Annotated in this window: 21 protein-coding genes; 10 read left to right on the top strand and 11 right to left on the bottom strand. The window is 71.3% G+C overall.

Features of this window, described 5'->3' with window-relative positions; translation table 11 throughout:
* A partial coding sequence (locus tag G555_RS21285) for a L,D-transpeptidase (RefSeq protein WP_051208807.1) occupies positions 1 to 1,602 on the bottom strand: 1,602 nt, incomplete at its 3' end.
* 200 nt (positions 1,603 to 1,802) lie between these two features.
* On the bottom strand, positions 1,803 to 3,659 hold the full coding sequence (gene typA / locus G555_RS0110575) for a translational GTPase TypA (protein WP_028708856.1): 1,857 nt from the start codon (positions 3,657 to 3,659) through the stop codon (positions 1,803 to 1,805).
* A 257-nt stretch (positions 3,660 to 3,916) separates the two neighbouring features.
* On the opposite strand from typA, the gene fucO reads away from it, so the two are divergent.
* The 6 genes from fucO to G555_RS23220 all read left to right on the top strand — a co-directional run bounded on the left by fucO (position 3,917) and on the right by G555_RS23220 (position 12,164).
* Entirely contained in the window at positions 3,917 to 5,068 is a 1,152-nt protein-coding gene (fucO, locus tag G555_RS0110580) for a lactaldehyde reductase (RefSeq protein ID WP_028708857.1), read from the top strand.
* Between the two features lie 385 nt (positions 5,069 to 5,453).
* Positions 5,454 to 7,334: a glycosyltransferase family 2 protein gene (locus G555_RS19300; protein WP_084635185.1), complete on the top strand. Its 1,881-nt coding sequence runs from the start codon at positions 5,454 to 5,456 to the stop codon at positions 7,332 to 7,334.
* Positions 7,331 to 8,068, top strand: coding sequence for an efflux RND transporter periplasmic adaptor subunit (locus tag G555_RS0110590; RefSeq protein ID WP_028708858.1), 738 nt, complete (start codon positions 7,331 to 7,333; stop codon positions 8,066 to 8,068). The genes G555_RS19300 and G555_RS0110590 overlap by 4 nt, the downstream gene beginning before the upstream one ends.
* A gap of 1 nt (position 8,069) precedes the next feature.
* Entirely contained in the window at positions 8,070 to 10,097 is a 2,028-nt protein-coding gene (locus G555_RS19305) for a glycosyl hydrolase (protein WP_051208810.1), read from the top strand.
* A gap of 136 nt (positions 10,098 to 10,233) precedes the next feature.
* Positions 10,234 to 11,367: a GTPase family protein gene (locus tag G555_RS0110600; protein ID WP_028708859.1), complete on the top strand. Its 1,134-nt coding sequence runs from the start codon at positions 10,234 to 10,236 to the stop codon at positions 11,365 to 11,367.
* A gap of 173 nt (positions 11,368 to 11,540) precedes the next feature.
* Positions 11,541 to 12,164, top strand: a complete 624-nt coding sequence (locus tag G555_RS23220) for a DUF937 domain-containing protein (RefSeq protein WP_028708860.1) — start codon at positions 11,541 to 11,543, stop codon at positions 12,162 to 12,164.
* A gap of 16 nt (positions 12,165 to 12,180) precedes the next feature.
* On the opposite strand, the gene G555_RS0110610 is transcribed toward G555_RS23220, so the two are convergent.
* On the bottom strand, positions 12,181 to 12,918 hold the full coding sequence (locus G555_RS0110610) for a PIG-L deacetylase family protein (RefSeq protein ID WP_028708861.1): 738 nt from the start codon (positions 12,916 to 12,918) through the stop codon (positions 12,181 to 12,183).
* Positions 12,919 to 13,091: 173 nt separating this feature from the next.
* On the opposite strand from G555_RS0110610, the gene G555_RS0110615 reads away from it, so the two are divergent.
* The gene (locus tag G555_RS0110615; RefSeq protein WP_028708862.1) at positions 13,092 to 14,291 is read left to right on the top strand and encodes a cysteine desulfurase-like protein; all 1,200 of its coding nucleotides are present in this window, start codon (positions 13,092 to 13,094) and stop codon (positions 14,289 to 14,291) included.
* A 17-nt stretch (positions 14,292 to 14,308) separates the two neighbouring features.
* On the opposite strand, the gene G555_RS19310 is transcribed toward G555_RS0110615, so the two are convergent.
* The 3 genes from G555_RS19310 to G555_RS0110630 are packed head-to-tail and all read right to left on the bottom strand — an operon-like array spanning position 14,309 to position 17,141.
* Positions 14,309 to 15,172, bottom strand: a complete 864-nt coding sequence (locus G555_RS19310) for an FAD:protein FMN transferase (RefSeq protein WP_156887515.1) — start codon at positions 15,170 to 15,172, stop codon at positions 14,309 to 14,311.
* Complete coding sequence (locus tag G555_RS0110625; RefSeq protein ID WP_028708863.1) at positions 15,169 to 15,675, bottom strand: FMN-binding protein; 507 nt, start codon at positions 15,673 to 15,675, stop codon at positions 15,169 to 15,171. The genes G555_RS19310 and G555_RS0110625 overlap by 4 nt, the downstream gene beginning before the upstream one ends.
* Before the next feature lie 38 nt (positions 15,676 to 15,713).
* On the bottom strand, positions 15,714 to 17,141 hold the full coding sequence (locus G555_RS0110630; protein ID WP_036922675.1) for a ferredoxin reductase family protein: 1,428 nt from the start codon (positions 17,139 to 17,141) through the stop codon (positions 15,714 to 15,716).
* Positions 17,142 to 17,353: 212 nt separating this feature from the next.
* Between G555_RS0110630 and G555_RS19315 the strand changes: the two genes are divergently transcribed.
* Positions 17,354 to 18,325 carry a DMT family transporter gene (locus G555_RS19315; protein WP_084635187.1) on the top strand — a complete coding sequence of 324 codons (972 nt, stop codon included), beginning with the start codon at positions 17,354 to 17,356 and terminating at the stop codon, positions 18,323 to 18,325.
* A 214-nt stretch (positions 18,326 to 18,539) separates the two neighbouring features.
* On the opposite strand, the gene G555_RS0110640 is transcribed toward G555_RS19315, so the two are convergent.
* On the bottom strand, positions 18,540 to 19,721 hold the full coding sequence (locus G555_RS0110640; RefSeq protein ID WP_028708865.1) for a MalY/PatB family protein: 1,182 nt from the start codon (positions 19,719 to 19,721) through the stop codon (positions 18,540 to 18,542).
* A gap of 225 nt (positions 19,722 to 19,946) precedes the next feature.
* On the opposite strand from G555_RS0110640, the gene G555_RS19320 reads away from it, so the two are divergent.
* Positions 19,947 to 20,456 carry an Rv3235 family protein gene (locus G555_RS19320; RefSeq protein ID WP_051208817.1) on the top strand — a complete coding sequence of 170 codons (510 nt, stop codon included), beginning with the start codon at positions 19,947 to 19,949 and terminating at the stop codon, positions 20,454 to 20,456.
* Between the two features lie 33 nt (positions 20,457 to 20,489).
* Here G555_RS19320 and gph read toward each other — a convergent pair whose 3' ends face one another.
* The 3 genes from gph to G555_RS19330 all read right to left on the bottom strand — a co-directional run bounded on the left by gph (position 20,490) and on the right by G555_RS19330 (position 22,263).
* A complete protein-coding gene (gph, locus tag G555_RS0110650; protein ID WP_169337900.1) occupies positions 20,490 to 21,164 on the bottom strand; it encodes a phosphoglycolate phosphatase in 675 nt (224 codons plus the stop codon).
* A gap of 121 nt (positions 21,165 to 21,285) precedes the next feature.
* Entirely contained in the window at positions 21,286 to 21,951 is a 666-nt protein-coding gene (locus G555_RS19325; protein WP_051208819.1) for an HAD family hydrolase, read from the bottom strand.
* Positions 21,952 to 21,990: 39 nt separating this feature from the next.
* Positions 21,991 to 22,263: a YgaP family membrane protein gene (locus tag G555_RS19330; protein WP_036922431.1), complete on the bottom strand. Its 273-nt coding sequence runs from the start codon at positions 22,261 to 22,263 to the stop codon at positions 21,991 to 21,993.
* Between the two features lie 517 nt (positions 22,264 to 22,780).
* Between G555_RS19330 and G555_RS0110665 the strand changes: the two genes are divergently transcribed.
* Positions 22,781 to 22,990, top strand: coding sequence for an LPXTG cell wall anchor domain-containing protein (locus tag G555_RS0110665; RefSeq protein ID WP_028708867.1), 210 nt, complete (start codon positions 22,781 to 22,783; stop codon positions 22,988 to 22,990).
* A gap of 134 nt (positions 22,991 to 23,124) precedes the next feature.
* On the opposite strand, the gene G555_RS0110670 is transcribed toward G555_RS0110665, so the two are convergent.
* Entirely contained in the window at positions 23,125 to 26,736 is a 3,612-nt protein-coding gene (locus tag G555_RS0110670; protein WP_028708868.1) for an NACHT and WD repeat domain-containing protein, read from the bottom strand.
* Positions 26,737 to 26,783 lie beyond the last annotated feature (47 nt).

The following is a 26,783-nucleotide window of genomic DNA, read 5'->3' on the forward strand; positions in this document are numbered from 1 at the left end:
CTTGTCGCCGACCCGGGCCTGGTTGTACAGCCACTCGGCACCCGCCCAGTCGCGCAGATTCACGCAGCCGTGGCTCCCGCCGTTGTAGCCCTGGGCCGCGAACCCGTAGCTGTAGTGCACGGCGCGACCGCCCTGGTAGTAGATCGAGAACGGCATCTTCGCGTTGTTGTACGTGCGCGAGTAGTCCAGGTACACCTTGCGGTACACCTTGTACGAACCGGTCGGCGTCGCGTATCCGGGCATGGCGAACCGGGCGTCGAGGGTCTTCTGGATCCGGCCGTTGACGACCCAGTAGACCTTGCGGGCGGTCTTGTCCACGCAGATGGCGCGGCCCGTCGTGCAGCGGCTGTCGAGGTAGACCCGGGTGCGGACGAGCGTCCGCACGCCGGTCGCGAACGTGGCGCCGTTGCGCTGGGTGACGACCCGCCACCGATAGCTGCCGGCCGTCCCGGCACCGTAGGTGAGCGGGAGCTCGGCCTGTCCGCTCGCGTTGGTGGTACGGACCTGAGACGTGCTCCACCGGCCGTTGGCCCAGAACTGGGTCCAGACCCTGTACCCGGCGCCGACGCCCTCGATCTTGACCTTGACCGATGCCGCCGCCCCCGTCATCGCGGTGGTGGGTGCCGACAGGATGACCGGGTTCGCGGTGAGGCGGGTCAGCGTGCGTGCCCCGGACGTGTACCACCGGCCGTTGCGGTACGCCGCCAGCCGCCAGACGTAGGACCCGGGAATCGTCTTCGCGTAGGTGAGCGGGATGCTGACCTGTCCGTTGGAGCCCACAGTGCGGACCTGGGAACCGCTCCACTTCCCGTTGACCAGGAACTGCGTCCAGACCTGCTGGCCCGCGCGGGCCTGCTGGAGCCTGCCGGTGACCGTTCCCGGGGTGTTGGTCGTCACCCGGCTGGGGGCGGACACCACCACCGGTGCCGCGGACACCCTCGTCAGGGTGCGTGCGGAGGTCGTCGACGTGAGCCCGTACGCGTTGGTGGACGTGATGCGCCAGGAGTAGGAGCCCGGCGTTCCCGACCCGTAGGTGAGGGAGAGCGTCGCGCGACCGGAGGCGTCCGTGGTCGCGGTGCGCGAGGTCGACCACCTGCCGCCGACCCAGAACTGAGTCGCCACCCGCGTCCCTGCGCCCACGTTCGGCACCTGGACCGTGACCGAGCCCGGCGTGTCCGTCGCGACCGTGGCCGGGGCCGACACGATCTGCGGTGTGGTGGACAGGCGGGTGACCGTGAACGAGTCAGAGTACGCCGCGCCGGCCGCGGAATCGACGCGCAGCCGCCACGTCGAGGTCCCGGCCGAGTTCTGCCCGACGGTCAGGGGGAGCGAGAACGTCCCGCCTGCCAGGCTGCTCGTGACCTGGGACGTCGACCAGGTCCCGCCGAGCAGCACCTCCGTGGCCGCGGCGAGCGGGTCGGTCACGGTCGTGGTGCCCTGCGCGCTCATGGGCTGCCCCACGAGCCCGGTCAGCTCGCTGGTCGTGAGGACGACGGTGCCGTCCGGAGCCGGGTCCGCGACCGCCGTGCCGACCCCGGCCTGGACGGTGAGAGCCATCGCGACGAATGCCGCTGCGACAAGGCGGACAAATGGGCTGCGCATGCTGGATCCTGACGCTCGCGGGAGTCGACGACCAAATTGTGCAGCATCGAGGCGAGCGTGCACAGGGTGCCCGAGGAATCCGCTGTCGTGCATTTCCCGGCGTGTCCCGGGTCGCACCGCAGGAGGTTTCCCACGGTTCGCCCGGAGCTGTCGCCCCACGGGCTTCCTGCGGGGCTGCTACGCGTCGGCTGTGCGTGGCGTCAGGCCTTCGCCCGCGCGCGCTGCTTGGCACGTTCGGACGCGTTGAGCACGGTCTTGCGCATCCGGACCCCGTCGGGCGTCACTTCGAGGCACTCGTCGGAACGGCAGAACTCCAGCGCCTGCTCGAGGCTGTACCGCCGCGGCGGGATGAGCCGTTCCAACTCCTCGCCGGTGGACGACCGCACGTTGGTGAGCTTCTTCTCCTTCGTCGGGTTGACGTCCATGTCGTCGGCCCGGGAGTTCTCCCCGACGATCATCCCCTCGTAGACCTCCACGCCGGGCTCGACGAACAGCGTCCCGCGCTCCTGCAGGTTGAACAGCGCATAGCTGGACACGGTTCCCGTCCGGTCGGCCACCAGAGAACCCGTCGGGCGGGTCTTGATCTCGCCCGCCCACGGGGCGTAGCCGTCGAAGACGTGGTGCATGATCCCCGTGCCCCGGGTCTCGGTGAGGAACTGCGTGCGGAACCCGATCAGCCCGCGCGCCGGGACCTGGTACTCCAGTCGGACCCAGCCGGTCCCATGGTTGATCATCTGGGTGAGCTGGCCGCGGCGCAGGCCCAGCAGTTGCGTGACGGTTCCGAGATGGTCCTCCGGGACGTCGATGGTGAGGGCCTCGAACGGCTCGGACAGCGTGCCGTCGATCGTCCGCGTCAGCACTTCGGGCTTGCCGACGGTCAGCTCGAACCCCTCGCGCCGCATCATCTCCACCAGGACGGCGAGCTGCAGTTCCCCGCGTCCCTGCACCTCCCATGTGTCGGGGCGTTCGGTCGGCAGCACCCGGATCGACACGTTGCCGATGAGTTCGGTGTCGAGCCGGTTCCTCAGCAGCCGCGCGGTGAGCTTGTTGCCGGACCTGCCTGCGAGCGGCGAGGTGTTGATCCCGATCGTCATCGAGATGGACGGCTCGTCGACGACGATCGGCGGGAGCGCGACGGGGTTGTCGGGATCGGACAGCGTGTCGCCGATCGTGATGTCGGGGATCCCGGCGATGGCGACGATGTCGCCCGGCCCGGCCTGTTCGGCGGGGACGCGGTCCAGCGCCTGCGTCACCAGCAACTCGGACAGCTTCACGGTGCGCGTCGTGCCGTCGGCGGTGATCCACGCCACGCTCTGGCCGCGGGTGAGCGTCCCGGCGACGACCCGGCACAGGGCCAGCCGGCCGAGGTACGGGGACGCGTCGAGGTTCGTGACGTGCGCCTGCAGGGGAGCGCCCTCGACGTACGACGGGGCCGGGATGCGCTCCAGGATCGTGTCGAACAGGGGCTGCAGATCCTCCGAATCGGGCAGCGTGCCGTCGGCGGGGGCGGTGAGGGACGCCCGCCCGGCCTTCGCCGCGCAGTACACGATGGGGAACTCGATTGCGGAGGCGTCGTCCTCCACGAGGTCGAAGAACAGCTCGTACACCTCGTCCACGACCTCGGCGATGCGGGCGTCGGGCCGGTCGACCTTGTTGATGACGAGGATGATCGGCAGCTTCTTGGCCAGCGCCTTGCGAAGCACGAACCGGGTCTGCGGCAGCGGGCCCTCCGAGGCGTCCACGAGAAGCAGCACCCCGTCGACCATCTCCAGGCCGCGTTCGACCTCGCCGCCGAAGTCGGCGTGGCCGGGGGTGTCGACGATGTTGATGGTGATCGTCTCCCCGTCGGACATCGTGTGTCTGACGGCGGTGTTCTTGGCGAGGATCGTGATCCCCTTCTCGCGTTCGAGGTCCATGGAGTCCATGACCCTGGTCTCCACGTCCTGCCCGGCGCGGAAGGCGCCCGACTGCCACAGCATGGCGTCCACGAGAGTGGTCTTCCCGTGGTCGACGTGAGCGATGATGGCCACATTGCGCAGATCGGCGCGAGTCGGCATGTCGTGCTCCTGATAGGGGAAAGTGCACGCAGATTGTAGTTGCCGCGCACAGGTTCCCTCGCATGGGGACCGCTCGCGGTCAGGCAGCGCCACGTCTGCGCATTCGTGCATCTGCGCGAACCGGGACCGGCGGAGAGCGTCGCCGCGTTAGCGTGAAGGGACGTCTGGGCATCGATGCCGCGACCGCCGGCATGGCCGGACGGCGAGCGGGCGCCCGGTGAGCAACCTCTCGGCGACCCGCGAGAGAGGAGTTCGACATGGTGCAGCGCATGATCTGGAACCAGACGGCGTACTTCGGGCCCGGTGCGATAACGGTGATCCCGGACGAGTTGGCCCGCCGTGGTTTCACCAAGGCATTCGTGGTCTCCGACAAGGTTCTCGTCGACTCGGGCGTGACCGGGCGCGTGACGTCCCTGCTGGACGGCGCGGGCTTCCCGTACGAGGTGTACAGCGACATCGTCCCGAACCCCCCGATCGAGAACGTCCAGACCGGGGTGAGGGCGTTCGCCGAGTCGGGCGCGGACGTCCTCATCGGGATCGGCGGCGGCTCGCCGCAGGACACCTGCAAGGCCATCGGCATCATCACGGCCAACCCCGAGTTCGCCGATGTCCGGTCGCTGGAGGGCGTCGCCGCGACGAAGAACCCGTCGGTGCCGATCGTGGCCGTCCCGACGACGGCGGGGACGGCGTCCGAGACGACCATCAACTACGTCATCACCGACGTGGCGGAGAAGCGGAAGTTCGTGTGCGTCGACCCGCACGACATCCCGGTCCTCGCCGTCGTGGACCCCGAGATGATGAGCTCGGCGCCGCGCTCGCTGAAGGTCGCGACCGGCCTGGACGCCCTCACGCACGCGATCGAGGGCTACACGACGGCCGGAGCGTTCGAGCTGAGCGACATGTTCCACCTGAAGGCGATCCAGATGATCGCCAAGGCGCTGCCGAAGGCGGCCGACGGCGACCCGGAGGCGGCCGACGAGATGGCCATGGCGCAGTACATCGCGGGCATGGGCTACTCGAACGTGGGCCTCGGGCTCGTGCACGGCATGGCCCATCCGCTCGGCGGGTTCTACTCCGCGCCGCACGGGGTCGCCAACGGCATCCTGCTGGCACCCGTCATGGCGTACAACGCCGCGTACACGGGCGAGAAGCTGCGCGACATCGCGGCCGCGTTCGGCATCGCCGAGGCCTACACGATGAGCCTGGACGACGCCCGCAGGGCCGCGGTGGATGCGGTGGCGAAGCTGACGCGCGACCTCGGCAACCCGACGACGCTGCGCGAGGTCGGCGCCACGGAGGAGGACATCCCGGCGTTGGCCGCGGCGGCGCTCGCCGATGTCTGCACCGGCGGCAACCCGCGCACCGCCACCCTTGCCGAGATCGAGGAGCTGTACCGGTCGGTCTTCTGATCGCCGCGTGCTGCACCGGGCGCCGCGCGGGGGCCGGGACGCCGTTGCGCGGCGCCCGGCCTCCCGGGCGGCGTCACGGCTCACGGAAATATCCCACGCAACCGTGTAAATCGACCTGACGACCTCTCGGCGGACGCCGGCCGCCGCCATCGCTCGCACCTGGTGGGCGCGCCCGCCCGCCCGGCCGGTGGATCGGGGCTGGGCGTCCGCCCGGCCGACCTCCTGCCCGGCGCGAGGTCGACCGCGTGGTGATCGTCCGTGCCAACGCGTGTTTGCTCGGGTACTCTGCTGCAACCGCGGGGGACGCTCAACCACATCCGATCGACCGGCCACAGGCCGGCTACCCAGCACATCTGAACAGGTGCCCCCGCCCGAGGAGCGATCCATGAAAATTCTTGGAACGCGCCGGGTCAAGTCGAGCATCGCATCCACCAACCTCTCGGACCTGATCGAGGCGAACGACCTCCAATTGGTCGATGGGCTGGGGCCGGATCAACGCCGGCGGGCCACGCGCAACCCGTTCTCACCGATCGTGCTGATCGTCACCATCCTGGCCACCCTCGGCGTGTTCGCCTACGGTGCCTTCCTGCTCAACCCGTCCGCGCGCGGCGACCTGCTGCCCTGGCTGATCGTGATCGTGGCCGAGACGATCCTCGTCTTCCACGCACTCATGGCCGTGTGGACGATGCTGGTCGGCTACGGCCGGCGTCCCCCGTTCTCGTTCTTCGGCGCCCAGGCGCGCCTGTACGACGCCGAGCTCAACTGGAGCCTCGGCGTCCAGGATCTCCCGGAGCGGTGGCCCGTCCTCCTCGACGGACGTCAGGTGAGCGTGGCGGCGTTCGTCACCGTGTACGGCGAGCCGCTCGACGTGATCCGCCGGACGGTCGTGGCGGCGCAGCACATCCGCGGACTCCACACGACCTACATCCTCGACGACGGCAGCTCGGACGTCGTGCGTGCGCTCGCGGCCGAGCTCGACTGCCGCTACCTGCGCCGCCTCAGCAACTCGGGCGCGAAGGCGGGGAACATCAACAACGCCCTCACGGTCGCCAAGGAGGACTTCTTCCTGATCCTCGACGCGGATTTCGTGGCGCAGCCGGAGTTCCTGGAGGAGACGCTGCCGTACATGACCGACTCCAACGTCGCCTTCGTCCAGACACCCCAGACGTACGGGAACATGCACAACGTCATCTCTCGCGGCGCGGGATACATGCAGACGCTGTTCTACCGGTTCGTGCAGCCCGGGCGGAACGAGTTCAACGCGGCGTTCTGCGTGGGCACCAACGTCCTGTTCCGGCGCAAGGCGGTCGAGGACGTCGGCGGCATGTACACGGCGTCGAAGTCCGAGGACGTGTGGACGTCCCTGATGCTGCACGAACGCGGCTGGCGCTCCGTGTTCGTCCCGCTGACGCTCGCGGTCGGCGACACACCCGACACGATCGAGGCGTACAGCAAGCAGCAGCTCCGCTGGGCGACCGGCGGATTCGAGATCCTGTTCACGCACAACCCGTTCGGGCGCCGGCGCCGGCTGACGATGGACCAGCGGATCATGTACTTCGTCACCGCGACCCACTACCTCACCGGCATCGTCCCCGGGCTGCTCCTCTTCCTGCCCGCGCTGGAGATCTTCCTCGACCTCCGGCCGGTGAACCTCGACGTCGGCCCGGTGCAGTGGGCGCTGTTCTACAGCGGCTTCTACGTGCTGCAGATCGTGCTGGCGTCGGTCATCGTGGGGACGTTCCGGTGGGAGGTGCTGCTGCTCTCCGCCAACTCGTTCCCGATCTATCTGAAGGCGCTCAAGAACGCCCTTCTCGGCATCGACACGAAATGGTCGGTGACCGGCCGGACGGGCGGGCAGGCGTCCGCCTTCACCTTCATCGGCCCGCAGGTGCTCGTCTTCGTGTTCCTGGTGTGGACGTCGGTGGTCGGCGCGTGGCGCGACTGGAACATGCAGCAGGTGAACATCGCGACCCTGTGGTGCGTCACGAACTCGATCGTCATCGGCGGCTTCATCGCCACCGCGTTCGCGGAGGACGCCGCCGCCCGGCGCAGCCGCACCGAGCCGGGCGCGACCGTCGCGCCGCAGGCCGACACCCCTGTCCGCGAGGTCGTCGTCCTCGGTCGAGCCGAGCTTCTCGCGGCCCACGCCCTGCGCGAGGCCCTCGGGCCCGCCGTCCCGCAGCGCGCCTCGGGGAGCATCGTTCCCGACGGCGAGGCCGCACCGTCCCGCGCCATGCCCGACCCGACGAGGGAGGCACTGTCATGACCTGGTCCCACAGACTCAAGCTGTCCGGCGGAATCCTCGTGACCATCGTCGTCATGGCCGCCCTGACCCTGCTGTTCAACCATCGCGAGGCGACCGTCACCAGCGTCACGGCGACGGTCGACGCCCCGGTGACCACCGTCGGCTCCGGCTACGGCGGCATGGTGACCGCGTCGTTCGTCACCGAGGGGCAGGACGTCGTGGTCGGGACGAGGCTGTTCACGGTGTCGTCCCCATCGCTGCTCGAGGCGCTCGCGCTCGGCTTCCGGCCGCCGTCGACCGTCGCCTACGACCTGGACACGCGGCAGGGCACCGTGACCTACAAGGCCGTCACCGACGGAACGGTGACCGATGTCACCGCGCGGCCCGGGACGTTCGTGGCCGACGGGGCGTCGCTGGCGTCCATCGTCGCGAACGGGGAGCGCACGGTCGAGGCGGTCTATTCGCTCACGCCGTTCGACTACGGGCGGATCGAGCGGGGCGCGAGCGTGCAGATCCTGCTGCCCGACAACTCGACCGTCCAGGGTCGGGTGAGCGGGGTGTCCGTCACGACCGATGCGGGGGAGGCCGTCACGAAGGTGGTCGTGGACAGCGACGAGCTGATCTCTCCCGCCCGGGCCACGCTCACGCGACGCGGGACCCCGGTGGTGGCGATCCTGCAATTGCGGGACGACGGCATCCTGGCGGGCCCCACCGACGCGTTTCTGCACTTCCTCACCAAGATCGGGTTGCGCTGACATGGGCGGCCCGCGGCACGTTCTGGCTTTCGCCGTGGTGGGGGCGCTGCTCCTCGCGGGCTGCACGCCTGCTCCGGCCGCGCCGTCGGCGCCGACGACCCGGGAGGGAGGGACGGATCCGGTGCTGGACGAGGGCGAGATCTCGGCCGCACTCGACGGCATCGGCAGCGCGCCCGGCAAGGATCTCGATGCCGCGCGGCTCGCGTCCGGGCTGGTCCCGCCCACGAACCGCTGGTTCTCCGGGCTGGTGTTCGGAGCCACCGCCCAGCCGGTGTTCCCGCTGCCGTTGTCGTTCGGCCTCACGCCGAACGGCTTCGCCTTCGGGGTTCCCGACGTCGTGACGAGCGAGAAGACGATCATGGGCGGGTACCGCCCGAGCGTGCAGGTGACCGTGCCCGGGCTGGCGACGTGGCAGGTCACCGCCTACGACGAGCTCAGCGTGACGCTCACTGCCCGCTCGGACACGGGCGTCCTCGGCACGCTCGTCATCGCCGAGGGGTCGCCGCTGGTCACGTACACCGCGGCGGCGGGGCAGACCCTCGGCGTCGCACCCGCCTTCGCGCAGTCCGGCGGTGTCTGGCGTGCCGAGGCGGAGGGGCGTGCCTATGCGGCCGTCGCCCGCAACGGCTCGGTCGCGAGCGGCTCGGTCGCGCTGCAGCCGGGTGGGCGGGTCACGTGGATCGCCGTGCCGGACGGGGCGGACGCGGCGGACGTGGTCGCGTCGGCCGCGGCGATCACCGGCACGTCGGTCGCCTATGCCGTGAGCGACAGGGCCACGACGACCCTCCGCTACGGCACCGACGGCGACGCCCCGACTCTCGTGGCCGCGCTCCCGCACCAGGCGGCGAACCTCGTGGGGTCCGCCTGCGACCTGGGGACGTACCCGAGCATCCTCGGCACCATGCGGCTGTGCGCGGGCACCGAGCTCGCCTGGACGTCGCCCGCCTGGCCGGCGCGGACGTCCCTCGACCTCGGCGACCTGACCGCCGACGAGACGGCCGAGCTGGAGCGTGCCCTGGCCGACGACCTCGCCGGGGCGGCGGCGTATCCGGCGGACACCTACTTCGGCGGCAAGGCCCTGTACCGCGACGCGCAGTCCTACACGATCGCCCGCCAGATCGGCGCCGACGACATCGCGGCCGACCTCCGGCAGAAGGTGACGGCCGAGCTCGAGACCTGGACGAACCCGGCGGGATGCCGGGCGGCGTCCGAGAAGTGCTTCTTCTACGACTCGACCACGTCGGGGATCGTCGGCAGGACGGCGTCCTTCGGGTCGGACGAGTTCAACGACCACCACTTCCACTACGGGTACTTCCTGTATGCGGCAGGGGTGATGGCGGCCGACGATCCGGCGCTGGCCGAGCGGATCGCGCCGGTGATGAACCTGCTCGCCGCGGACATCGCCGCGAGCCCGGCGTCGGAGCGGTTCCCGCAGCGCCGCGTCTTCGACGTGTACGCATCGCACTCGTGGGCGTCGGGGACCGCGCCGTTCGCCGACGGGAACAACCAGGAGTCGGCCTCCGAGGCCGTCACCGCCTGGAGCGGGCTGACCCTGTGGGCGCGCGCGTCGGGGAACACGGCGCTGGAGACGGAGGCGATCTGGATGCACGCGCTCGAGGCGCAGGCCGCGAACGCCTACTGGACGGACTTCGACACCGCCGACCCGGTGTACGACGGGTTCGGGCACACCGTGACGCCGCTCGTGTTCGGCGGGAAGCGGGACTACGCGACGTGGTTCTCGGCCGAGCCGGCGGCCGCGCTCGCGATCCTGGTGCTGCCGATGAGCCCGTCGTCGGACCATCTCGCCGTCGACCCCGGCCGCATCGCCGCCAATGTGGCCGAAGCGGTGGGTGAGAAGGGGTTCCGGCAGCCCTACGGCGACTATCTGCTGATGTACTCGGCGCTGCAGGGGGAGCAGCAGCGCGTGGCCGCTCTCGCGGCGGCGCGGGAGCTGCCCGCCGACCTCATCGACGACGGCGTCTCGCGCACCTACCTGCTCGCCTGGCTGTTCGGCCTGCGACAGCGGTGAGCGGGGCCCGCGCCCGGATACAGGTGCGGTCGGGGGTCGGACGCCGCCGGGGGCCGACCCCGGGACGTCCCCGGACCTGCCATGAGGAGGGGCTCGCGGGCGTGAACCGGTCATGTGCGTCCCCTACCCTGGGCCCATGACCCAGTGGTTCACCGAGTCGTTCCGGAGCGAGTTCGAGAAGCAGGCCAGTCAGCTCGGCCGCTTCAACCTGGCGCTCTTCGGCAAGACGGGCGTCGGCAAGTCCACGCTCGTCAACGCGGTGTTCGGCGCCGATGTGGCCGCGACCGGGGTCGGGGCGCCGGTGACGCTGACCAGCCACCTGTATCTGGACACGCGGGGCACGCTCGGTCTGGTCGACACACGCGGGCTGGAGATCGGCAAGGACGACAAGGAGCTCGTCGCCGAGCTGACCAAGGTCGTCAGGGACATGCGCAAGCAGCGGCTGGAGGATCAGATCCACGTCGCCTGGTACTGCGTGCGCGGGCTGGACCGCCGGTTCGAGGACGCCGAGGCGGCCTTCATCCGCAAGCTCGACGAGCTGGGCATCCCCGTCATCCTCGTCATGACGCAGGTGCCGATGCGGGACGGGTTGTTCCATCCCGATGCGCTGGAGCTGGCGCGCCAGATCGAGCAGCGGAACCTGCCGATCGTGGAGAACCGGGTGTTCATGACGTTCGCACGGAGGGACCAGTTCACCGGTCAGTCGCCGTACGGCTTGATGGAGCTGTTGCGCGCGACCTTTCTCGTTGCGCCGGACGCCGTCCACGGAGCCCTCGCCGCGGCGCAGACGATCGACATGGCCGCCAAGGCCCGGGCAGCGCGGGCGCACATCGGGGCGACGGTAGCCGGCGCGGGGGCGGCCGCGGCCTCGCCGATCCCGTTCTCGGCCGCGGCGATCCTCGTCCCGCTGCAGTTGGCGATGATGGGACGCATCGCGCAGCTCTACAACATCAAGTTCGAGAAGGCGGCCCTGCTGGCGATCGCGTCGACGTCGGCGGCGACGTCCCTCGGACGCACCACCGTGGCGAACCTCGTCAAGCTCGTTCCGGGCGCGGGGACGGTCGCGGGCGGGGTCATCAACGCCGGGGTGGCGAGCACCTTCACCTATGCGATGGGCGAGGCGTGGCTGGCGGTCTGCCAGCGGGCGAGCGGCGGCAAGCTGCCGATGGTCAACGGGGTCGTCGACTCGAAGGCGGTGCGTGACCTGTTCATGACGGAGTTCGGCAAGCGGCTGCCGTCCATCAAGCGTCCCGAGGACGCCCCGCGCTGACCCCGCGCTCGCCGAGCGCTCCAGAACTGGCGGTTTCGGCCGGATTTCCGGCAGTTCGGGAGCGTTCGGCGAGCCGCCTCGGCCGCGAGGGCCCGTTCCCCTCGCGTGCCCGGTCCCCTTACACTGCGAGGCGAGCGGGCCGGCGATGGGCTCGCCCGGCACCGGGAGACTCCATGTCCGACACCAGCGAACTTCTCGACCTCATCCCGATCTCGCAGATCGCCGACCGACTCGGGGTGGACGCCGCGACGGCCGAGGCCGGCGTCGCCGCCGCCCTCCCCACCCTGCTCGGAGGGATGCAGGCGAACGCCCAGGATCCGGCCGGGGCCGCGTCCCTCGTGTCGGCGCTGGAGACCAAGGACTCCTCGCTCGTCGACGGCGGCGTCGACCTGGCCGCCGTGGACACGGCCGACGGCGAGAAGATCGTGCGGCACGTCTTCGGCGACAACAAGGACCAGGTCATCGCGACGCTCGGCTCGGCGCCGGGCACGCAGAGCAGCGACCTGGTCGCCAAGCTGCTTCCGATCCTCGCTCCGATCGTCCTCAGCTACCTGGCCGGCAAGTTCCTCAACCAGGGCGGCGCAGCGCAGGCACAGACCACGGCGCAGGGCTCCGGCGGGATCGGCGACCTGCTGGGCGGGATCCTCGGCGGACTCGGCGGATCGTCGTCGGCCTCGACCGGCGGCGGGCTCGGCGGCCTGTTGGGCGGGCTGCTCGGCGGCGGAGCGAGTTCGGGTTCGGGATCCGATCCCCTCGGCGACCTGCTCGGCGGATTGCTGGGCGGCGGCACGCGCTGACGAGGGCCCGGGTCGGTCACCCGCGGAGCCGGTGCGCGGCGAACGTCACCGCGTGCGGGACGCCCGCCGGCTCACCCTGCGCCGCGAGCGCGCCGGGAATGACCTCGGCCGGAGCGGGATGCCACGGCAGGTCGGCGAGATAGGCCGCATGGGCGGAGAGCGAGGCGACCGCCTTGTCCACCGCCTCGGGGGACACCTCCAGGAAGTGGGTCGGCCGCGTCGCGTACAGCAGCAGCCACGAGACGCCCCAGGGTGGAAGATCCTCCTCGCGGGCCAGGCCGGGGAACACCCAGCGGTTGTCGGCGTCGCGGACGGCGTCGATCGTCGCCAGGCCCGCCGCGCGATGGTCGGCGTGGTCGAGGCCCCATTCCACGAACACCTGCCCCGCGCCGCACACCACCGCGTCGGGACGGAACGTCCGGATCTCGCGGGCGATGGCGCGCCGCAGGTCGAGCCCGTATTCGAGCGTGCCGTCGGGGAAGCCGAGGATCGTGAGCCGCTCGACCCCCACCACCTCGCAGGCGGCGCGCTGCTCACGCGCCCGCAGGGGGCCCGCCGCCTCGGGGGCCCGCTGCATCCCCGCCTCGCCGGCGGTGAGGAGAAGATAGGCGACCTCGACGCCGCGCATCGTCCACATGGACACGGCGGCGGAGAGCCCGTACTCGACGTCGTCGGGATGCGCGACGACGACCAGCACCCGCGAGAACGCGGCGTCGTCGAGCGGCTGGAGGACCGCCCCGGGAGTCTGCGTCATGCGGGAAGGGTAGGTCGCCGTCATGCGGGAAGGGTAGGTCGCCGCCGGACCGCGGTCCACCCGTCGACGACCGGAGGACGGTCGGCGCCGGGCCGCGTCCGGACCGGTGGGAGGATGGAGCGACGCGGCCCCATCGTCGGGGCCGGACGTGTCTGCATCCCAAGGAGTCGCCCATGAGCTACGACGTCGCCACGCTGCGCGCCCACTTCCCCTCGTTGACGTCGGGGATCGCTCACTTCGACGGCCCGGGCGGGACGCAGACGCCGCGGGAGGTCGGGGCGGCCGTGGCCGCGACGCTGACCGGCCCGCTGTCGAACCGCGGGACCGGCGGGCTCTCCGAACGGAACGCCGATGCGGCCGTGGCCGCGTTCCGGGCCGCCTACGCCGACTTCCTCGGCGTCCCGGCCGAGGGCGTCGTCCACGGCCGGAGCGCGACGGCGCTGACCTACGACGTCTCGCGCGCGCTCGCGAAGCGCTGGGCACCCGGCGACGAGATCGTGGTCTCGCGGCTCGACCACGACGCGAACGTCCGCCCGTGGACGCAGGCCGCGGAGGCCGTCGGCGCGACCGTGCGGTGGATCGACTTCGATCCCGCCACGTCCGAGGTGGACCCGGCGAGTGTGGCCGCCGCGATCACGCCGCGGACGAGGCTCGTCGCGGTCACCGCGGCGTCGAACCTCCTGGGGACGAAGCCGCCGGTGCGCGCCATCGCCGACGCCGCGCACGCGGTGGGGGCGCTCGTGTACGTCGACGGCGTTCACTACGCCGCCCACGAGTTCGTGGACGTCCCGGCGCTCGGCGCCGACCTGTTCGTGTGCTCTCCGTACAAGTTCCTCGGGCCGCACTGCGGCGTGCTGGGCGCCGCGCCCGCGGTGCTGGAGGAGATCCGGCCCGACAAGCTGCTGCCGTCGACCGACGCCGTGCCCGAGCGGTTCGAGTTCGGGACGCTGCCGTACGAGATCCTCGCCGGCGCGACCGCCGCGGTGGACTTCCTCGCCGGGATCGCACCGGGCGGGGCGACCTCGCGACGGGACCGGCTGGCCACGGCCTTCGCGGCGATCGACGTCCACGAGACCCGGCTGCGGGCGGTGCTGGAGGGCGGTCTCGCCGCCCTCCCGGTCGTCGTGCATTCGCGGGCCGCCGAGCGCACCCCGACCCTGTTGCTCAGCCTTCCCGGGCGACGCGCCTGGGACGCCTACGTCTTCCTGGCCGGCCGCGAGATCCTCGCTCCGGCGGGATCGTTCTACGCGTACGAGCCGTTCCGGCGGCTGGCGCTGGACGACCCTCACGGATTGCGCCTCGGCCTGGCGCCCTACACCGACGAGTCCGACGTCGAGCGGGTGCTGACGGGACTGCGGGACTTCTTCTCCTGAGGCCCGGCCCCACGACCTCAGCCCGCTCGGGGCGAGGACCGGGGGCACGCCACCTGCGTGACCGTCCCGTCGCGCGCGACCAGGATGCCGGCGTGGTCCGGAATCGTCGCCAGCCAGGGCAACGCCCGATCGCCCTTCACGAACGCGGCCGTGGCATACACGTCGGCCCAGGTGAGGTCGGGCCCGATGACGGTCGCCGACAGCATGGCGGTCGCCGGCCGGCCGGTCGCCGGGTCCACGATGTGCTCGCCCCGCGCCGCCGTGCCCGATGTGGCCACCGCCCCGGTCCGCAGCCGGAAGGCGCGCAGCGTCCTGTCGGGATCGCGGGGGTCCTCGACCGCGATCACCCAGTCGGGAGTGTCGACGCGGGACGAGACCACGGCGATGTCCCCGCCGGCGCAGATCAGGACGTCATGGGCCCCCAGAGGGCGCAGACCCGCGTCCAGCGCGGTGAGGGCGTGGGCGACCGACCAGCCCTTGACCAGGCCGGTCGGATCGAACACGGACGATCCCGCGCCGCCCGGACCGGCGGGCAGCCAGGCACGGAACGCGCCCTCGGTCCTGCGCTCGGCCTCGCGGCACAGGGCGGCCACGTGTCGGATGCGGGGATGTGCGTCGGCCAGCCGGTCGCGTCCATCGCGGATCCTGGCCACAGGGCTGTCCGGCAGCCAGGTGCTGAACATCGCGTCGTCGGCCCGCAGGGCGTCGAACGCGATGCCGGCCGCCAGGGCCGCCGCCTCGTCCCGCGCCGCGGGACCGCGGACGTGCACGCTGATGGGAATCCCCATGATCTGCTGGACGAAGGACCGGCGGGGGACGTCCGCGTCACCGTCCACGAGGCGCGGGCGTCCCCCGTCCCATCCCCCGTCCCCCCGGCTCACAGGTGCGCCTGGTCGAGAGCCGACTGCAGCGACCGGATGTAGGCGTCGCTGGTGATCGTCGCCCCCGAGACGGCGTCGATCCCGGCGCTCTGGGCGGCGACCGCCTCGGAGTTCAGGATCGGGATCGCGTAGGCGTTGATCTGCTGATCGTGATGATCCTGGTTCGGATACTCGACGGCCTCGGCGGCGGTGATCTCCCCGTTCTCGACGGTGATCCGCACCTGCACGTCGCCGTAGGGGGTCGAGGCCGCGTCGCCGGTGAAGGTGCCCGATGTCGCGGACGTTCCCTGCGAACCGGTGCCCGAGGCGGATGCCGAGGAGGTCGCGGTCGCCGACGGCGCGACGGATGCCGTCGCGGGCGTGTCGGCGGCCGATCCGCCGTCGGCGTCTGCCGATCCGCCGGTCGTGGTCTGCGCCGGCGTCGCATTCGTGCTGGTGTGATAGCTGAACAGCAGGACCAGTCCGCTGAGGGTGGCCATGGCGGCGGTGACGATTCTTCGCATACGGGACTCCGATTCGCGTGGTCTCAAGAGGGGACGGGTCACCAGGCGAAGCGTTCCTGGTGGATGTGCGCCGTGGGTACGCCGGCGGCGGCGACGGCCCGCCGCGCGGCCTCCATCCAGGCGTCCGCGCCGCACAGGTAGACGTCGTGGTCGGCGATGTCGGGGACGAGCCGACGCAGCCCGTCGACCTCCGACAGCCCGGCCGCCGATGCCGGCAGCCAGGTCGGCCGGCCGGGCAGGCGGGGGCCGACGAGGTAGAACACCCGAGCGCCGGTGCGCTGCGCGAGCGCGTCGAGTTCGTGACGGAGCACCAGATCGGCGGTCGAGCGGGCCCTGTACAGCAGGGTCACGTCGCCGGGGGCCTGCGCGAGGTCCTCCAGCAGTGCCCGGAGCGGGCTGATGCCGATGCCGGCGGCCATGAGAGTGACCTTCCGGCGCGTGCGGACACCGGCGGTGAGACGGCCGTAGGGCCCCTCGACGAGGACGCGGGTGCCGGGCTTGACCGCGGCGAGGGCGCGGCTGCCGTCGCCCAGGTCCTTCACGGTGATGCGGAGGGTGTCGCCGGTCGGGGCGGCGGACAGCGAGTACGGATGGCCCCGGGTCCACCCCGGTCCGGACAGGAAACGCCAGGTGAGGAACTGCCCGGCGGCCACGGGCAGCCTGTCGAGCCGGCGGCCCTGCATCCAGACCGACACGACGTCGGGGGACTCGTGGACGACCGCGCTCACCCGCAGGTCGTGGACGAGGGAGCGATACACCGGCAGCCCGACGCGGAAGACGAGGAGGCATCCCGCCGCGGCCGCCCACAGCGTCCACCAGTAGACGGTGGCGATCGGATCGGCGAGGAAGTCCTGCCCCGTCCACAGTTGGTGCGGGATCGCGAGCCCGACCCCGAGGTACGCGTACAGGTGCAGCAGGTGCCACGACTCGTAGCGCAGCCGTCGTCGGGCCGCCCGGACACTGAGGACGACGACCATCACCAGCAGCAGCGTCCCGGCCAGCGCGAGGAGCATGCCCGGCGCGTCGACGACGAGACCCCAGAACTCCCCGAAGACGTCGGTCCGGAAGGTCAGCGCGTACCCGATGACGACGAGCACCAGGTGCGCGAGCATGAGGTGGAACGACGCGAATCCGACGAGGCGGTGGCGGCGGGCGAGGTCGTCTTGACCGTAGACACGCTCCACGACGGGGATGCGCGCCATCAGCAGCACCTGGACGAGCAGCAGGTCGGCCGCCACGAGACCGGTCAGCCGGCCCAGGCTGGTGAGGGCGCCCGCGGGCGTCCCCATCGCCTGGATGCCTCCGCCGGAGATCCACAGCGCCACGACGACGAGCATGGTGAGCCAGGTCACCGCCCCGACCGCGTCCCGCCACCAGCGGGGCGCGCGGACCGGAGGCCGCCGCACCGGAAGGGAGGTCAATCCATCGGTGCCGGTCGCGGCCGAGGCAGTGACTGCTGCGCTCATCTCCACCCCCTGTCTTCCCTCGGATGGCCCCCAGCGTGGGTCGCGGTGCTGTGGGGTACGCACAGGGTCGCTGTGCGGTGACTGTGAGTCGACCGCCCCGCATCGACGGTGCGGACGACGCTCGCCGGACCACGCCGGGACGAGGGCGGGGGCGTCGCCCGGGACGCTGGACTCGCGACCGGGCGATGGGCCCGCGACGCTAGCCTGAGGCCGTGCATCCACCTCGCCGGCGTTCGGCCATCCTCGTGGCCGCGTCGGGTGTCCTCTTCGGCACGACGGGGACGGCGCAGGCGCTCGGCCCCGGCTCGGCCGACCCGCTGAGCGTCGGCGCGATGCGCCTCACCGCCGGCGGGGTGCTGCTGGCCGTGTTCGGGCTGGTCCGCTATGTCCGTCGCGCCGGGTGGACGTTGCCGCGTCCGACACGGGCGCTGGGCTGGGTCGTCCTCGGAGCCGCCTGCATCCTGCTCTTCCAGGTCACCTTCTTCGCCGGGACGCGTGCCAACGGCGTCGCTGTCGGGACGGTCGTCGCGCTCGGCTCGAGCCCGTTGTTCGCGGGGCTGTTCGAGTCGCTGGTGTTCCGCCGGCTGCCCACGCGTCGCTGGCTGATCGCCACGCTGCTGGCCGTCGCCGGCATCGTGGCGGTGTCGGGTGTCGTCGGGGCCGGCCCGATCCGGCTGAACCCGTGGGGCCTGCTCGGATCGCTCGCCGCGGGTGCCGGGTACGCCGGCTACACGATCGCGGCCCGTGCCCTGCTGCAGCGAGGCTGGGACCCGGTGGACAACGCCGCGTCCATGTTCGCCGTCGGTGCGGTGCTGGGCGGGATCATCCTGCTGGGCACCGACAACGCCTGGGTCGTCGCCCCGGGCGGGTGGGCGCTCGTCGCATGGCTGGCCGTCGCCACGGTCTTCTGCTCGTACCTGCTGCTGGTGTTCGGACTTCGGGGCCTCTCGGCCGCGACCACCACGACCGTCGCGCTCACCGAGCCGGCGACCGCGACGCTGCTCGGCGTGCTCGTGCTCGGCGAGGCGCTCGGCTGGGTGCAGGCGCTCGGGCTCGCCGGCCTCGTGGGCGGGGTGGTCGTGGCGGGCACCGGTGGCGACGCCGACCAGCGTCCGGCGCGGGTTCCGCCGGAGGGGGTGCGGCTCACGGACCAGATGGGTGCGGCTCAAGGACCCGGCGGTTGAGCCTGTCGAAACCATCGCACGAAATCACGAGGTCCTTTCGACAAGCTCAAGGACCAGATGGGTGCGGCTCAAGGACCCGGCGGTTGAGCCTGTCGAAACCATCGCACGAAATCACGAGGTCCTTTCGACAAGCTCAAGGACCAGGTCGGTGCGGATCAAGGACCAGGTCGGTGCGGATCAAGGACCAGATGGCCCCGGCGGGCTGACGGTCGGGTCAGGCCGACGTGCGTGTCGCGTCGAGTGCTTCGGCCGTGCGCTCCAGCATCTGCCGCAGCACGGGCCGCGGAGTGGCGAAGTTGAGGCGGACGAAGCCGCGGCCGGCCTCTCCGCACAGCGCGCCGTCGGTGACGTTGAGACCCGCGGCGGTCAGCAGGAACCGCCGCGGATCCGGCTCCAGGGACAGGGCGCGGAGGTCGAGGAAGGCGAGGTAGGTCGCATCGGGGACCCGGAACCCGACCTCAGGCAGCGACGCGGCGGTGATCTCGGCGAGGAGGCGGCGGTTGCCGTCGAGGTAGTCGAGGATCTCCGCGCGCCACGCGCCGCCGTCCCGGTAGGCCGCGATGCTCGCCACCATCCCGGGCGTCGACGGATGGCTGGAGACCCGTGCGACCCCGCGGGACCACGTCGCCGCGTCGGCGGGGTTGGAGAAGATGAGCTGGGCGCACTTGAGCCCGGCGAGATTCCACATCTTCGACGCGGAGACGGCCGTGATCGCCTGGGATGCCGCCTCGTCGTTCACGCTCGCGTACGGCACATGCCGGCCACCGGGGTAGAGGACGGGGGCGTGGATCTCGTCGGAGAAGACCCGCACGCCGGGGTGCCGGGCCACGATCTCGACGACGGCCTCGGTCTCCTCCCGGGTGTACGTCTTGCCGAGCGGGTTGTGCGGATTGACCCACACCAGCGCCCCGGCCCCGTCGAGGGCTCGGTCGAGCCGGTCGAGGTCGAGGTGCCAGCCGTCGTCGTCCCGCGCGAGCGGCACCTGGCGCAGTTCGCGGCCCAGTGCCCCGGGCAGGTCGAGGAACGGCATGTAGGCGGGCGTCGGCAGCACGATCGCCGAGCCGGCCGCCGTGTAGTGGGAGATGACCAGCGACAGGGCGTGGATCACGTCCGACACCCCGGCGACCTGCCGTGCGTCGATCCGCCACCCGGTCGTGTCGCCGACGAACGCGGCGGTGACCTCGCGCAGTTCCCGCCACAGGGACGTGGGCGGGTACCCGTAGAAGGCCCGTGCGGCGACATCGTCCATCGCGGCGGCGATCTCGGGGGCGAGCCCGAAGTCCATCTCGGCGATCCAGGCGCCCATCGCCCCGAACGAATCCGCCCACTTCTGGCTTCCCCGCGCCTGGAGGTCGGAGACGGTGGTGGCGTCGATGCGTTCGCTGAGGCTCGTCATGGATCCATCTTCGAGGTAGGAGACCCGACGTGCGGGGCCGGTCTCGGAACTGGGGCCGTGCCGGCACGGTGACCGGCCGACGGGTAGACGGTCGGTGACGCGCGCCGCCGCGGGTTGTTGCCCCGCGTCGGCGGGTGTTGCACACCGCAGCCGTGGTGCTGGCGCGGTGTCGCCCGGGCACCGACGCGCCTTCTTCCCTGCGGCGGCGAGGCTTTGACTGGACCTATGCCGCACACCACTCCGAGGGCGACCGTCGACGTGCTGGCCGATCCCCGCCCGGCCGGTCACCGGCTCGTCGCCGCGTACGACGACCCCTGTGCCTTCCAGCCTGCGCTTCCGGCGACCCCGGTCGACGCACCTCGTGTGAGGATCCTGTCGCGCATCGACCCGGTCGACCGTCAGGCGATCCTCTCCCTCACCCAGGCGGTCATCGAGGCGCTGCAGGGACGGCGGCCGACGTCCCAGCTCGAACGCTGGGCGCACCCCGACATCGCCGCGACGATAGGTCACCTGCAGCGGGCCGGACGTGAGTCCGTGCTCGTGTTCCGATCGGTGCGGCTGCAGCCCGTGTCGTCCACGGTGGTGGAGGTCGCCGCACACCTGGTCGCCGGGGGACGTTCGCGCGCGGTCGCGCTGCGCCTGGCCCGTGGCAGGGTTCCCGGCCGGTGGCTGTGCACGCGGTTCGAGACCGCGCTGTGGACGGCCACGGTCACGCGGGCGGGGGAGAGCGCGTGACCGCCACGGTGCGGACGGGCGCGTCCGGTGGTGTCAGCGCACGGCGACGCTGGTCAGCAGATCCTCGAAGTCGTCGATGACGTAGGTGGGGCTTTCTGCGCGGAGGCTCTGCTCGCTTCCGTACCCGTAGGTGACGGCGCAGGCGACGACGCCGGCGGCCGAGGCGGCCTGGAGGTCGCTGGCGGTGTCGCCCACGAAGATCGCGTCGGCGGCCGTGGAACCGAGCCCGGTGAGCACCTTCACCACCGGCTCGGGGTGCGGTTTGCGGTGGGTCACCGATTCGGGCCCGACGAGGTGCTTCACGTACGAGCCGACGCCCAGGGCGTCCAGGATCTTGTGCGCGAGGGCTTCGGGCTTCTGGGTGCAGATCCCGATGAGACCGCCCCGGTCGGAGATCGTGCGGATCGTGTCGAGCACGCCGGGGTACAGGGTCGACAGCGCGGCGGGCTCCGCGTCGTACAGGCTCATGAACAGCGGGACCGCCTGCTTCATGTACTGATCGGCCCGCTCGGCGAGGCAGCGTTCCATGAGCTTGGGCACCCCGCCGCCGATGTAGGAGGCGACCGTCTCGTAGGGCAGTTGCGGCAGGCCGAGCTCGGCAAGCGTCCGGTTGGCCGATCGGGCGATGTCGGGCGCGGTGTCGACGACCGTCCCGTCCATGTCCAGGACGAAGCAGTGGAAGGCGGGCAGTTCGGTCACAGTGATCACCACGTCGTGTCTCAGGCCCCGTCGTCGATCGGCGGGGCTGGCTGAGTCCTCACGCTACCCGCGTGGGCCGGGGTGCGGACGGCGCTCGTGGTGAACACCAGCAAATGTGCGTGGCGGGAGGTCAGCCCACCCGTACACGTCGGAGCAGATCGGGGAAGGTGGCGATCTCGAAGGCGGGGTCCTCGGCGCGGAGGGAGGCGGTCGTCCCGTACCCGTAGGTCGCGGCGCACGCGGTCACGCCGGCGGCGCGCGCCGCCTGCAGGTCGGAGGCCGCGTCGCCGGTCAGCACCGCCGCCTCGGGGCCGGAGCCCAGTTCGGCCAGGACGCGCAGCACGGGCTCGGGGTGGGGCTTGCGGTGGGTGACGGATTCGGGCCCGACCACGACGCCGATGAACCGCGCCAGCCCGGTGCCCGCGAGGATGTCGTGGGCGAGATGGTCGGGCGTCTGGGTGCAGATCCCGATGCGGCCCCCCTCGGCGGTGATCCGGGTGAGGGTCTCGACCACGCCCGGGTAGGGGCGCGACAGGCTCACGGGATCGGCTTCGTAGTGACGCATGAACGCCGCCACCGCGTCGTCGAGCCGGTCCTCGGCGAGGTCGCCGAGGCACCGTTGCATGATCCGAGGCACTCCGCCGCCGATGAAGGAGCGGACGGTCTCGGCCGGCAGCGGCTCCAGGCCCAGGTCGACGAGCGCCTCGTTGGCGGCGCGCGCGTTGTCGAGTGCCGTGTCCACGATCGTCCCGTCCATGTCGAGGACGAAGCAGGAGTAGGCGGGAAGGTCCGTCACGGTGTCAGCCTCCAGGTCGTGGCGGTTCCGGTGGCGGGGTCACGCCCCGCAGGTGCAGCCCTCGCAGCCGTTGGCGCCGCCGCAGGTGCTCATCGCGAGGGTCGGCGTGCGGTACGGCATGGTGTCGAAGTCGGCGAACGCGTACGCCGGGCAGCGCCCCGCCGCGGCGGTCGCGCCCAGCAGTCCGGCGACCGTGAGCAGGACGACTCTCCATCCGGTGCGGGACGACCTGAGTCCCAGCGCCGTGAGCGCGACGGCCAGTCCGCCGCGGATCGACCGATCCGCGGTGCCCATGTTTCGCTCGATGTGCACACCCGCCTCCTTGCCCGGTCCCGCGGCCGCCGTCGGCCCGGGTCTGCGCCCACCCTCCCGAGTAGGCCGCGAATGGGCCTCAGCCTACGTCGCCGGCTCGCGGCGTGCGGCGCGGGCCGTGCGATCGCACCTGTTCCTCGTCGTCACCGCGAAGGCGTCGCATCCGTGCTGCGGGCCGGCCTCTGGCTGCTGGATGTGCTCGGCTTGTCCCGTCGCGACCTCGGCGAGGGGCCCGTCCCGGCCACCGCCCGGGAGGGCGAAAAGGCGACGTGGCTACGCTCCGGCCGGGAAGCTACCGGGGGACCGGTAGCGTCGCGGCCTTGGCGTAGCGTCCCGACCCGACCCAGGCGCCGCCGGTGCGGACTACCGCTGAGTCAGACCCCCCGCGGTCGCCAGATCGTCTTATGCTGTGGCCGTTGGGTCTCTCCACCGCGCACCGGGACGTCCGGACGGCGACAGCGTGGAGCGCCGCGGGCGCGGACGCCGGTGACGCCATGGCCCGGGTGAAGGAGACGCGATGAAGAACCTCGGTGTGGCGATCACCCTGCTCGTGGCGGCCGTGGTGGCGTTCGTACTTTCGGGCGGGGCGAACGCCCCGGCGCGAGGCCCGGTCCTCGCCGACACGGGCGCCGACATCTCGATGGCGCTCGCTCTCTTCGCCGCTCTGGTCATCGCGGCCGGTGGCGCCTTCCTCATCATGTGGTTCCGCTCCGGCCGCAAGAAGTGACGCCGGAGGCCGGTTGAGCCGAACGCCGCCGTCGTTCTGCAGCACATCGTCGGGCAGCGCCCGGTCCTTTCCGCGGACGGTAGCGCGGCCTCGGCGGCGCGCCGACCGGTGGGAGTTCACGGTCGCGATCAGCCTCAGCAGGGGTCCTGGCGAGGCACTCCAGGCAGGAAGCGCTCCGACTCCTCGTCGGTCAGGGGTTCGCCGCGTGTCTGGCACAGGCTGGTCTTCGCCAATGTCTCGCTCGCCAGGTAGAACTTGACTCCTTGCACTCCGGTCACGACGAAATGGCCATCGGCGAGATAGCGGGCATCCCAGGGCCGGCCGATCCCGGGATCGATGATGTACTCCGGGGAGGACGCGTCGGCGTCGGTGTTCCAGATCCACACGCGATCGTCTCCGGTCGCGGCGATGACACGTCGGTCGTCGAGGCTGAACGACAGTCCGTACACGGTGGCATGCGGCGAGGTGTAGGTGTGCGTCAGCCGTGGGACGGCCGGGTCGCTGACGTCCCAGATCGTCACCGTGCCGGAGTCCTCGCCGATCGCGATGAGAGGACTGTCGTGTCCCGCCGAGGTGAACATCGGAACGTTCAGTCCCTCGATGGTCCCTGCGACCCGCGGGTCGGTGGGGTCATCGAGCGAGAACAGTTGGACCTTTCCCGCGCTGAGAGGAATCGCGAGAAGACTGTCGCTCACGAAGCAGGGAGCCTGGGGCCGGGTCGTGTCGAGCGTGGCCAGTCTGGTCATTCCGCCGTCGTCCTCCAGCCGCAGCAGAGTCGATTTCGTGCCGTTGTATTCGATCGCGACGACCATGGAGCCGTCCGGTGAGAGGGCGAGGTTGCCGATCGTCCCGATACCGGTCTCGGTGATTCGAGGTTCGACCGCGCCTTGATCGGTGAGCTTCCAGGAGACGAGCTTGCCGTCGGTGGTTCCTCCGAGGAGGCGCGTGCCGTCGGGCGTGAGAGCGACAGCGTAGGAGGGCGTGTCACCGGCGGCGGTCTTCGGAGACGGCATGACCCGGCGCTGATGGGCGAGGTCCAGCAGGTAGATGCCGTCCCGGCCGGTCCCGACTGCGACCCAGCGATCGCTCACGGCGAGGTTGTAGCCCGAGCTGGGCAGGATCACCCCCGGGCTGACAGTGCTCCAGACGCGCAGGGTGCCGTCGGTTCCGACTCCCACGGGACGCCCGCCGACGATGACGACGCCCGTCATGATCGCGGGGTTGGCGATCGTGCGGCGGGCCTGTCCGGAGTCGGCGTCGAAGACCGAGAGCGTCTGGTCGGAGCTGGCCACGGCCAGTTGGCTGTTGTCGGCGGAGAAGGCCAGCGCGTTGATGTAGCTGGTGAACGACGTCAGGGATGTCTCTTCGGTCAAGCCGCCGGGTTCGAGCGTCCAGCGAAGAACGGCTGGGCCGGTGCCCCCGGCCGCGAGCCGTCGTCCGTCGGGACTGACCGCGATCGCCTGGACGAGCAGGGGCCGCTCGGAGCCCGTGGCGTCTCGGGAGATCGTCGGCAGATCCGCCAGGCGTTCGGGTGTGGGGCTGATGCGCCACCGGGCGAGCGATCCGGTGACGCCGCCCGCGTAGAGGACACCGTCGCGGTCGATGGCGAGCGCTCCGATGGACGGCTGCACGGGTTCGGCGGCGGGGTCGGACGAGGCAGTGGCGAGCGTCAACCGGTGCGCGACCGCCGGATGCTGCGGGTTCGCCAGGTCGTACATGGTCACGACGCCGTCCTCGCCCCCGAACGCGACGGCGTCCCCCGCGGGAGTGAACGCGACGGACCGCGTGATGGTCTCGGTGTGAAGGTCGGCCAGGCGGGTCGGCTCGTCCGTGACGTCCCAGAGCTGACGGATCCCCGTTCCGCCGACGGCGAGCACTGTGCGTCCGCCGACCACGGCGAGGGCAACGGTGAAGATCGGATCGGCCGAGTCGGACACCTTCGTGGTCGTGCCCGGTGTGGTGGTGAGCTCCTCGCCGTGCCAGATGGTGATCTGCCCGGCTCCGTCGCCTCGGGCGACCGTGGCGCCGTCGGGACTGGCGGCGACGACCGCCGACGGCCGACCCGTCCAGCGGATTGGCGCATCGCTCGCGGTGGCGGTGAGCAGCGCCGATCGCGCCTCGGTGGTGTCGGCGATGCCTCGGGCGATGATCGACATCTGCGCCTGCAGGTTCGGATCCTTGGCGCGTAGCGAGCTGGCCGTCAGAGCCACCTGCCGGGACAGTGCTTCGTTGCGTGCCTGCGTGGCCTCGGTTTCGAGGTGACTCCCGCGGATCCACAGGAGCCCGGTGATCAGTGCCAGGATCGTCGCCAGTGACGCGAGCGTGATTGCGAGTTGCTGGCGGAAGCGCAGCTTCATGTTCGTTTGCTTCGCAGTGGCCAACTCGTTGGAGAAGCGCTCCTCGCTGGCGATGAGGTACTCGACCTCCGGAGCTGTGAGGAGGGCGCGTTTGGCGGGGTCATCGAGCCAGGTGCTGAAGATCCCGAGCCGGTGGACCGGGATCAGGGCGTCCGGGTCGCGGTCGCTGTCCTCCCACACCTGCGCTGCCCGGCGCAGCGTCACGGCCGTGTTCAGGTCGGCCCTGCCCACCTCGACCCAGCCGCGCAGCCGGCTCCAGTGTTCGAGCAGGGCGTCGTGGCTGATCGACGCGGCGTCTTCGCTGACAGTGATCATGCGGGCCGCCACGAACGTCTCCAACGGTGTGCGGATCTCCTCGCTGATGCCCGAGAGGCGCACGGTCCGCCGGGTCGGGGTGCCGTTTGTGATCGCGACAAGGCGGAGGAAGAGGGTCTGTGCGATGCCCTGGTCGGCGACGCTGAGCGAGAGGAAGGCACGTTCGGCCAGCGTGTCGACGGCGGCGGCGACACCGCCGGCGGCCTCGTAGTCCGCCAGAGTCATGGCACGTCCGCTGCCGGCGGCCCACGTGGCCAGCAAGGCGCTGGAGAGGAGCGGCAGCACATCGGGGGTGACAGTGTCGCCCGAGCGAGGGGCGAGTTCGGCCACGAGGATGCGGACGAGAGCATCCTCGACCTCCACCCCGTCGAGCTGCGCGGGAGTCACGATGACCTCGCGCAGTTCCTCGCGGGTGAGCGGCGAGATGAGCACCGGTCTGGACAAGGCATCGCGGAGTGCGGCCTCGTGCATGGCTCGGGGGAACGCATCGGCTCTGATCCCGAGGACCACCACGGTCTTCGCCGCGACGGACGACAGCCTGGCCATGGCGTCGAAGTCGTCGATGAGGTCTTCAGCCTGGTCCACGACCACAAGGTCGGTGGGGGCGTCGGCTGCATTCGGTGCGTCGGCACGGCGAATGACCGCCGACGTGCCGGCCAGCGCACCGGTTGTGCATTCGCCGGCGACCAGGCCCGCCGCCAGCAGCGATGACTTTCCGGATCCCGACGGACCGACCAGCACCACAACGCCGTGCCCCTCCGCCTCGCGCAGCCGGGATACGGCCAGGGCCAAGCGGGCGGAGTCGGCCCGCCTGCCGTGGAAGTAGGCGCTGTCGTCGACAGTGAAGGATCTGAGTCCGAGGTAGGGCGTGTGCTCATTGCGCAGCGCCGGCTCCAGTGCCTCCCAGCTCTCGTCCCACAACTCGTCGCTCAACTCGGACGTGAGGTCGAAGTGCTCCACCGCGCGGAGGAAGTTGGGGCGCAGCGCCGGGGTGGGGAAGTGCTTGCCGCTGAGCCAGCCTTGCGCGGTGGCCGGAGGGACGTCTGCAATTCGTGCGAATGCCCGGACCGACACATGCTGGCTCGTTCGCGCGGCATCGAGTCGTCGCGCAAACTCGGTCC

The sequence above is a fragment of the Propionicicella superfundia DSM 22317 genome (assembly GCF_000423465.1).
Lineage (GTDB): Bacteria > Actinomycetota > Actinomycetes > Propionibacteriales > Propionibacteriaceae > Propionicicella > Propionicicella superfundia.

What these genes read in the sequence shown, in the direction of transcription:
- typA (WP_028708856.1), bottom strand. Translation starts at nt 3,659, where the DNA reads ATGCCGACTCGCGCCGATCTGCGCAATGTGGCCATCATCGCTCACGTC.
- fucO (WP_028708857.1), top strand. Translation starts at nt 3,917, where the DNA reads ATGGTGCAGCGCATGATCTGGAACCAGACGGCGTACTTCGGGCCCGGT.
- G555_RS19300 (WP_084635185.1), top strand. Translation starts at nt 5,454, where the DNA reads ATGAAAATTCTTGGAACGCGCCGGGTCAAGTCGAGCATCGCATCCACC.
- G555_RS0110590 (WP_028708858.1), top strand. Translation starts at nt 7,331, where the DNA reads ATGACCTGGTCCCACAGACTCAAGCTGTCCGGCGGAATCCTCGTGACC.
- G555_RS19305 (WP_051208810.1), top strand. Translation starts at nt 8,070, where the DNA reads ATGGGCGGCCCGCGGCACGTTCTGGCTTTCGCCGTGGTGGGGGCGCTG.
- G555_RS0110600 (WP_028708859.1), top strand. Translation starts at nt 10,234, where the DNA reads ATGACCCAGTGGTTCACCGAGTCGTTCCGGAGCGAGTTCGAGAAGCAG.
- G555_RS23220 (WP_028708860.1), top strand. Translation starts at nt 11,541, where the DNA reads ATGTCCGACACCAGCGAACTTCTCGACCTCATCCCGATCTCGCAGATC.
- G555_RS0110610 (WP_028708861.1), bottom strand. Translation starts at nt 12,918, where the DNA reads ATGACGCAGACTCCCGGGGCGGTCCTCCAGCCGCTCGACGACGCCGCG.
- G555_RS0110615 (WP_028708862.1), top strand. Translation starts at nt 13,092, where the DNA reads ATGAGCTACGACGTCGCCACGCTGCGCGCCCACTTCCCCTCGTTGACG.
- G555_RS0110625 (WP_028708863.1), bottom strand. Translation starts at nt 15,675, where the DNA reads ATGCGAAGAATCGTCACCGCCGCCATGGCCACCCTCAGCGGACTGGTC.
- G555_RS0110630 (WP_036922675.1), bottom strand. Translation starts at nt 17,141, where the DNA reads ATGAGCGCAGCAGTCACTGCCTCGGCCGCGACCGGCACCGATGGATTG.
- G555_RS0110640 (WP_028708865.1), bottom strand. Translation starts at nt 19,721, where the DNA reads ATGACGAGCCTCAGCGAACGCATCGACGCCACCACCGTCTCCGACCTC.
- G555_RS19320 (WP_051208817.1), top strand. Translation starts at nt 19,947, where the DNA reads ATGCCGCACACCACTCCGAGGGCGACCGTCGACGTGCTGGCCGATCCC.
- G555_RS0110665 (WP_028708867.1), top strand. Translation starts at nt 22,781, where the DNA reads ATGAAGAACCTCGGTGTGGCGATCACCCTGCTCGTGGCGGCCGTGGTG.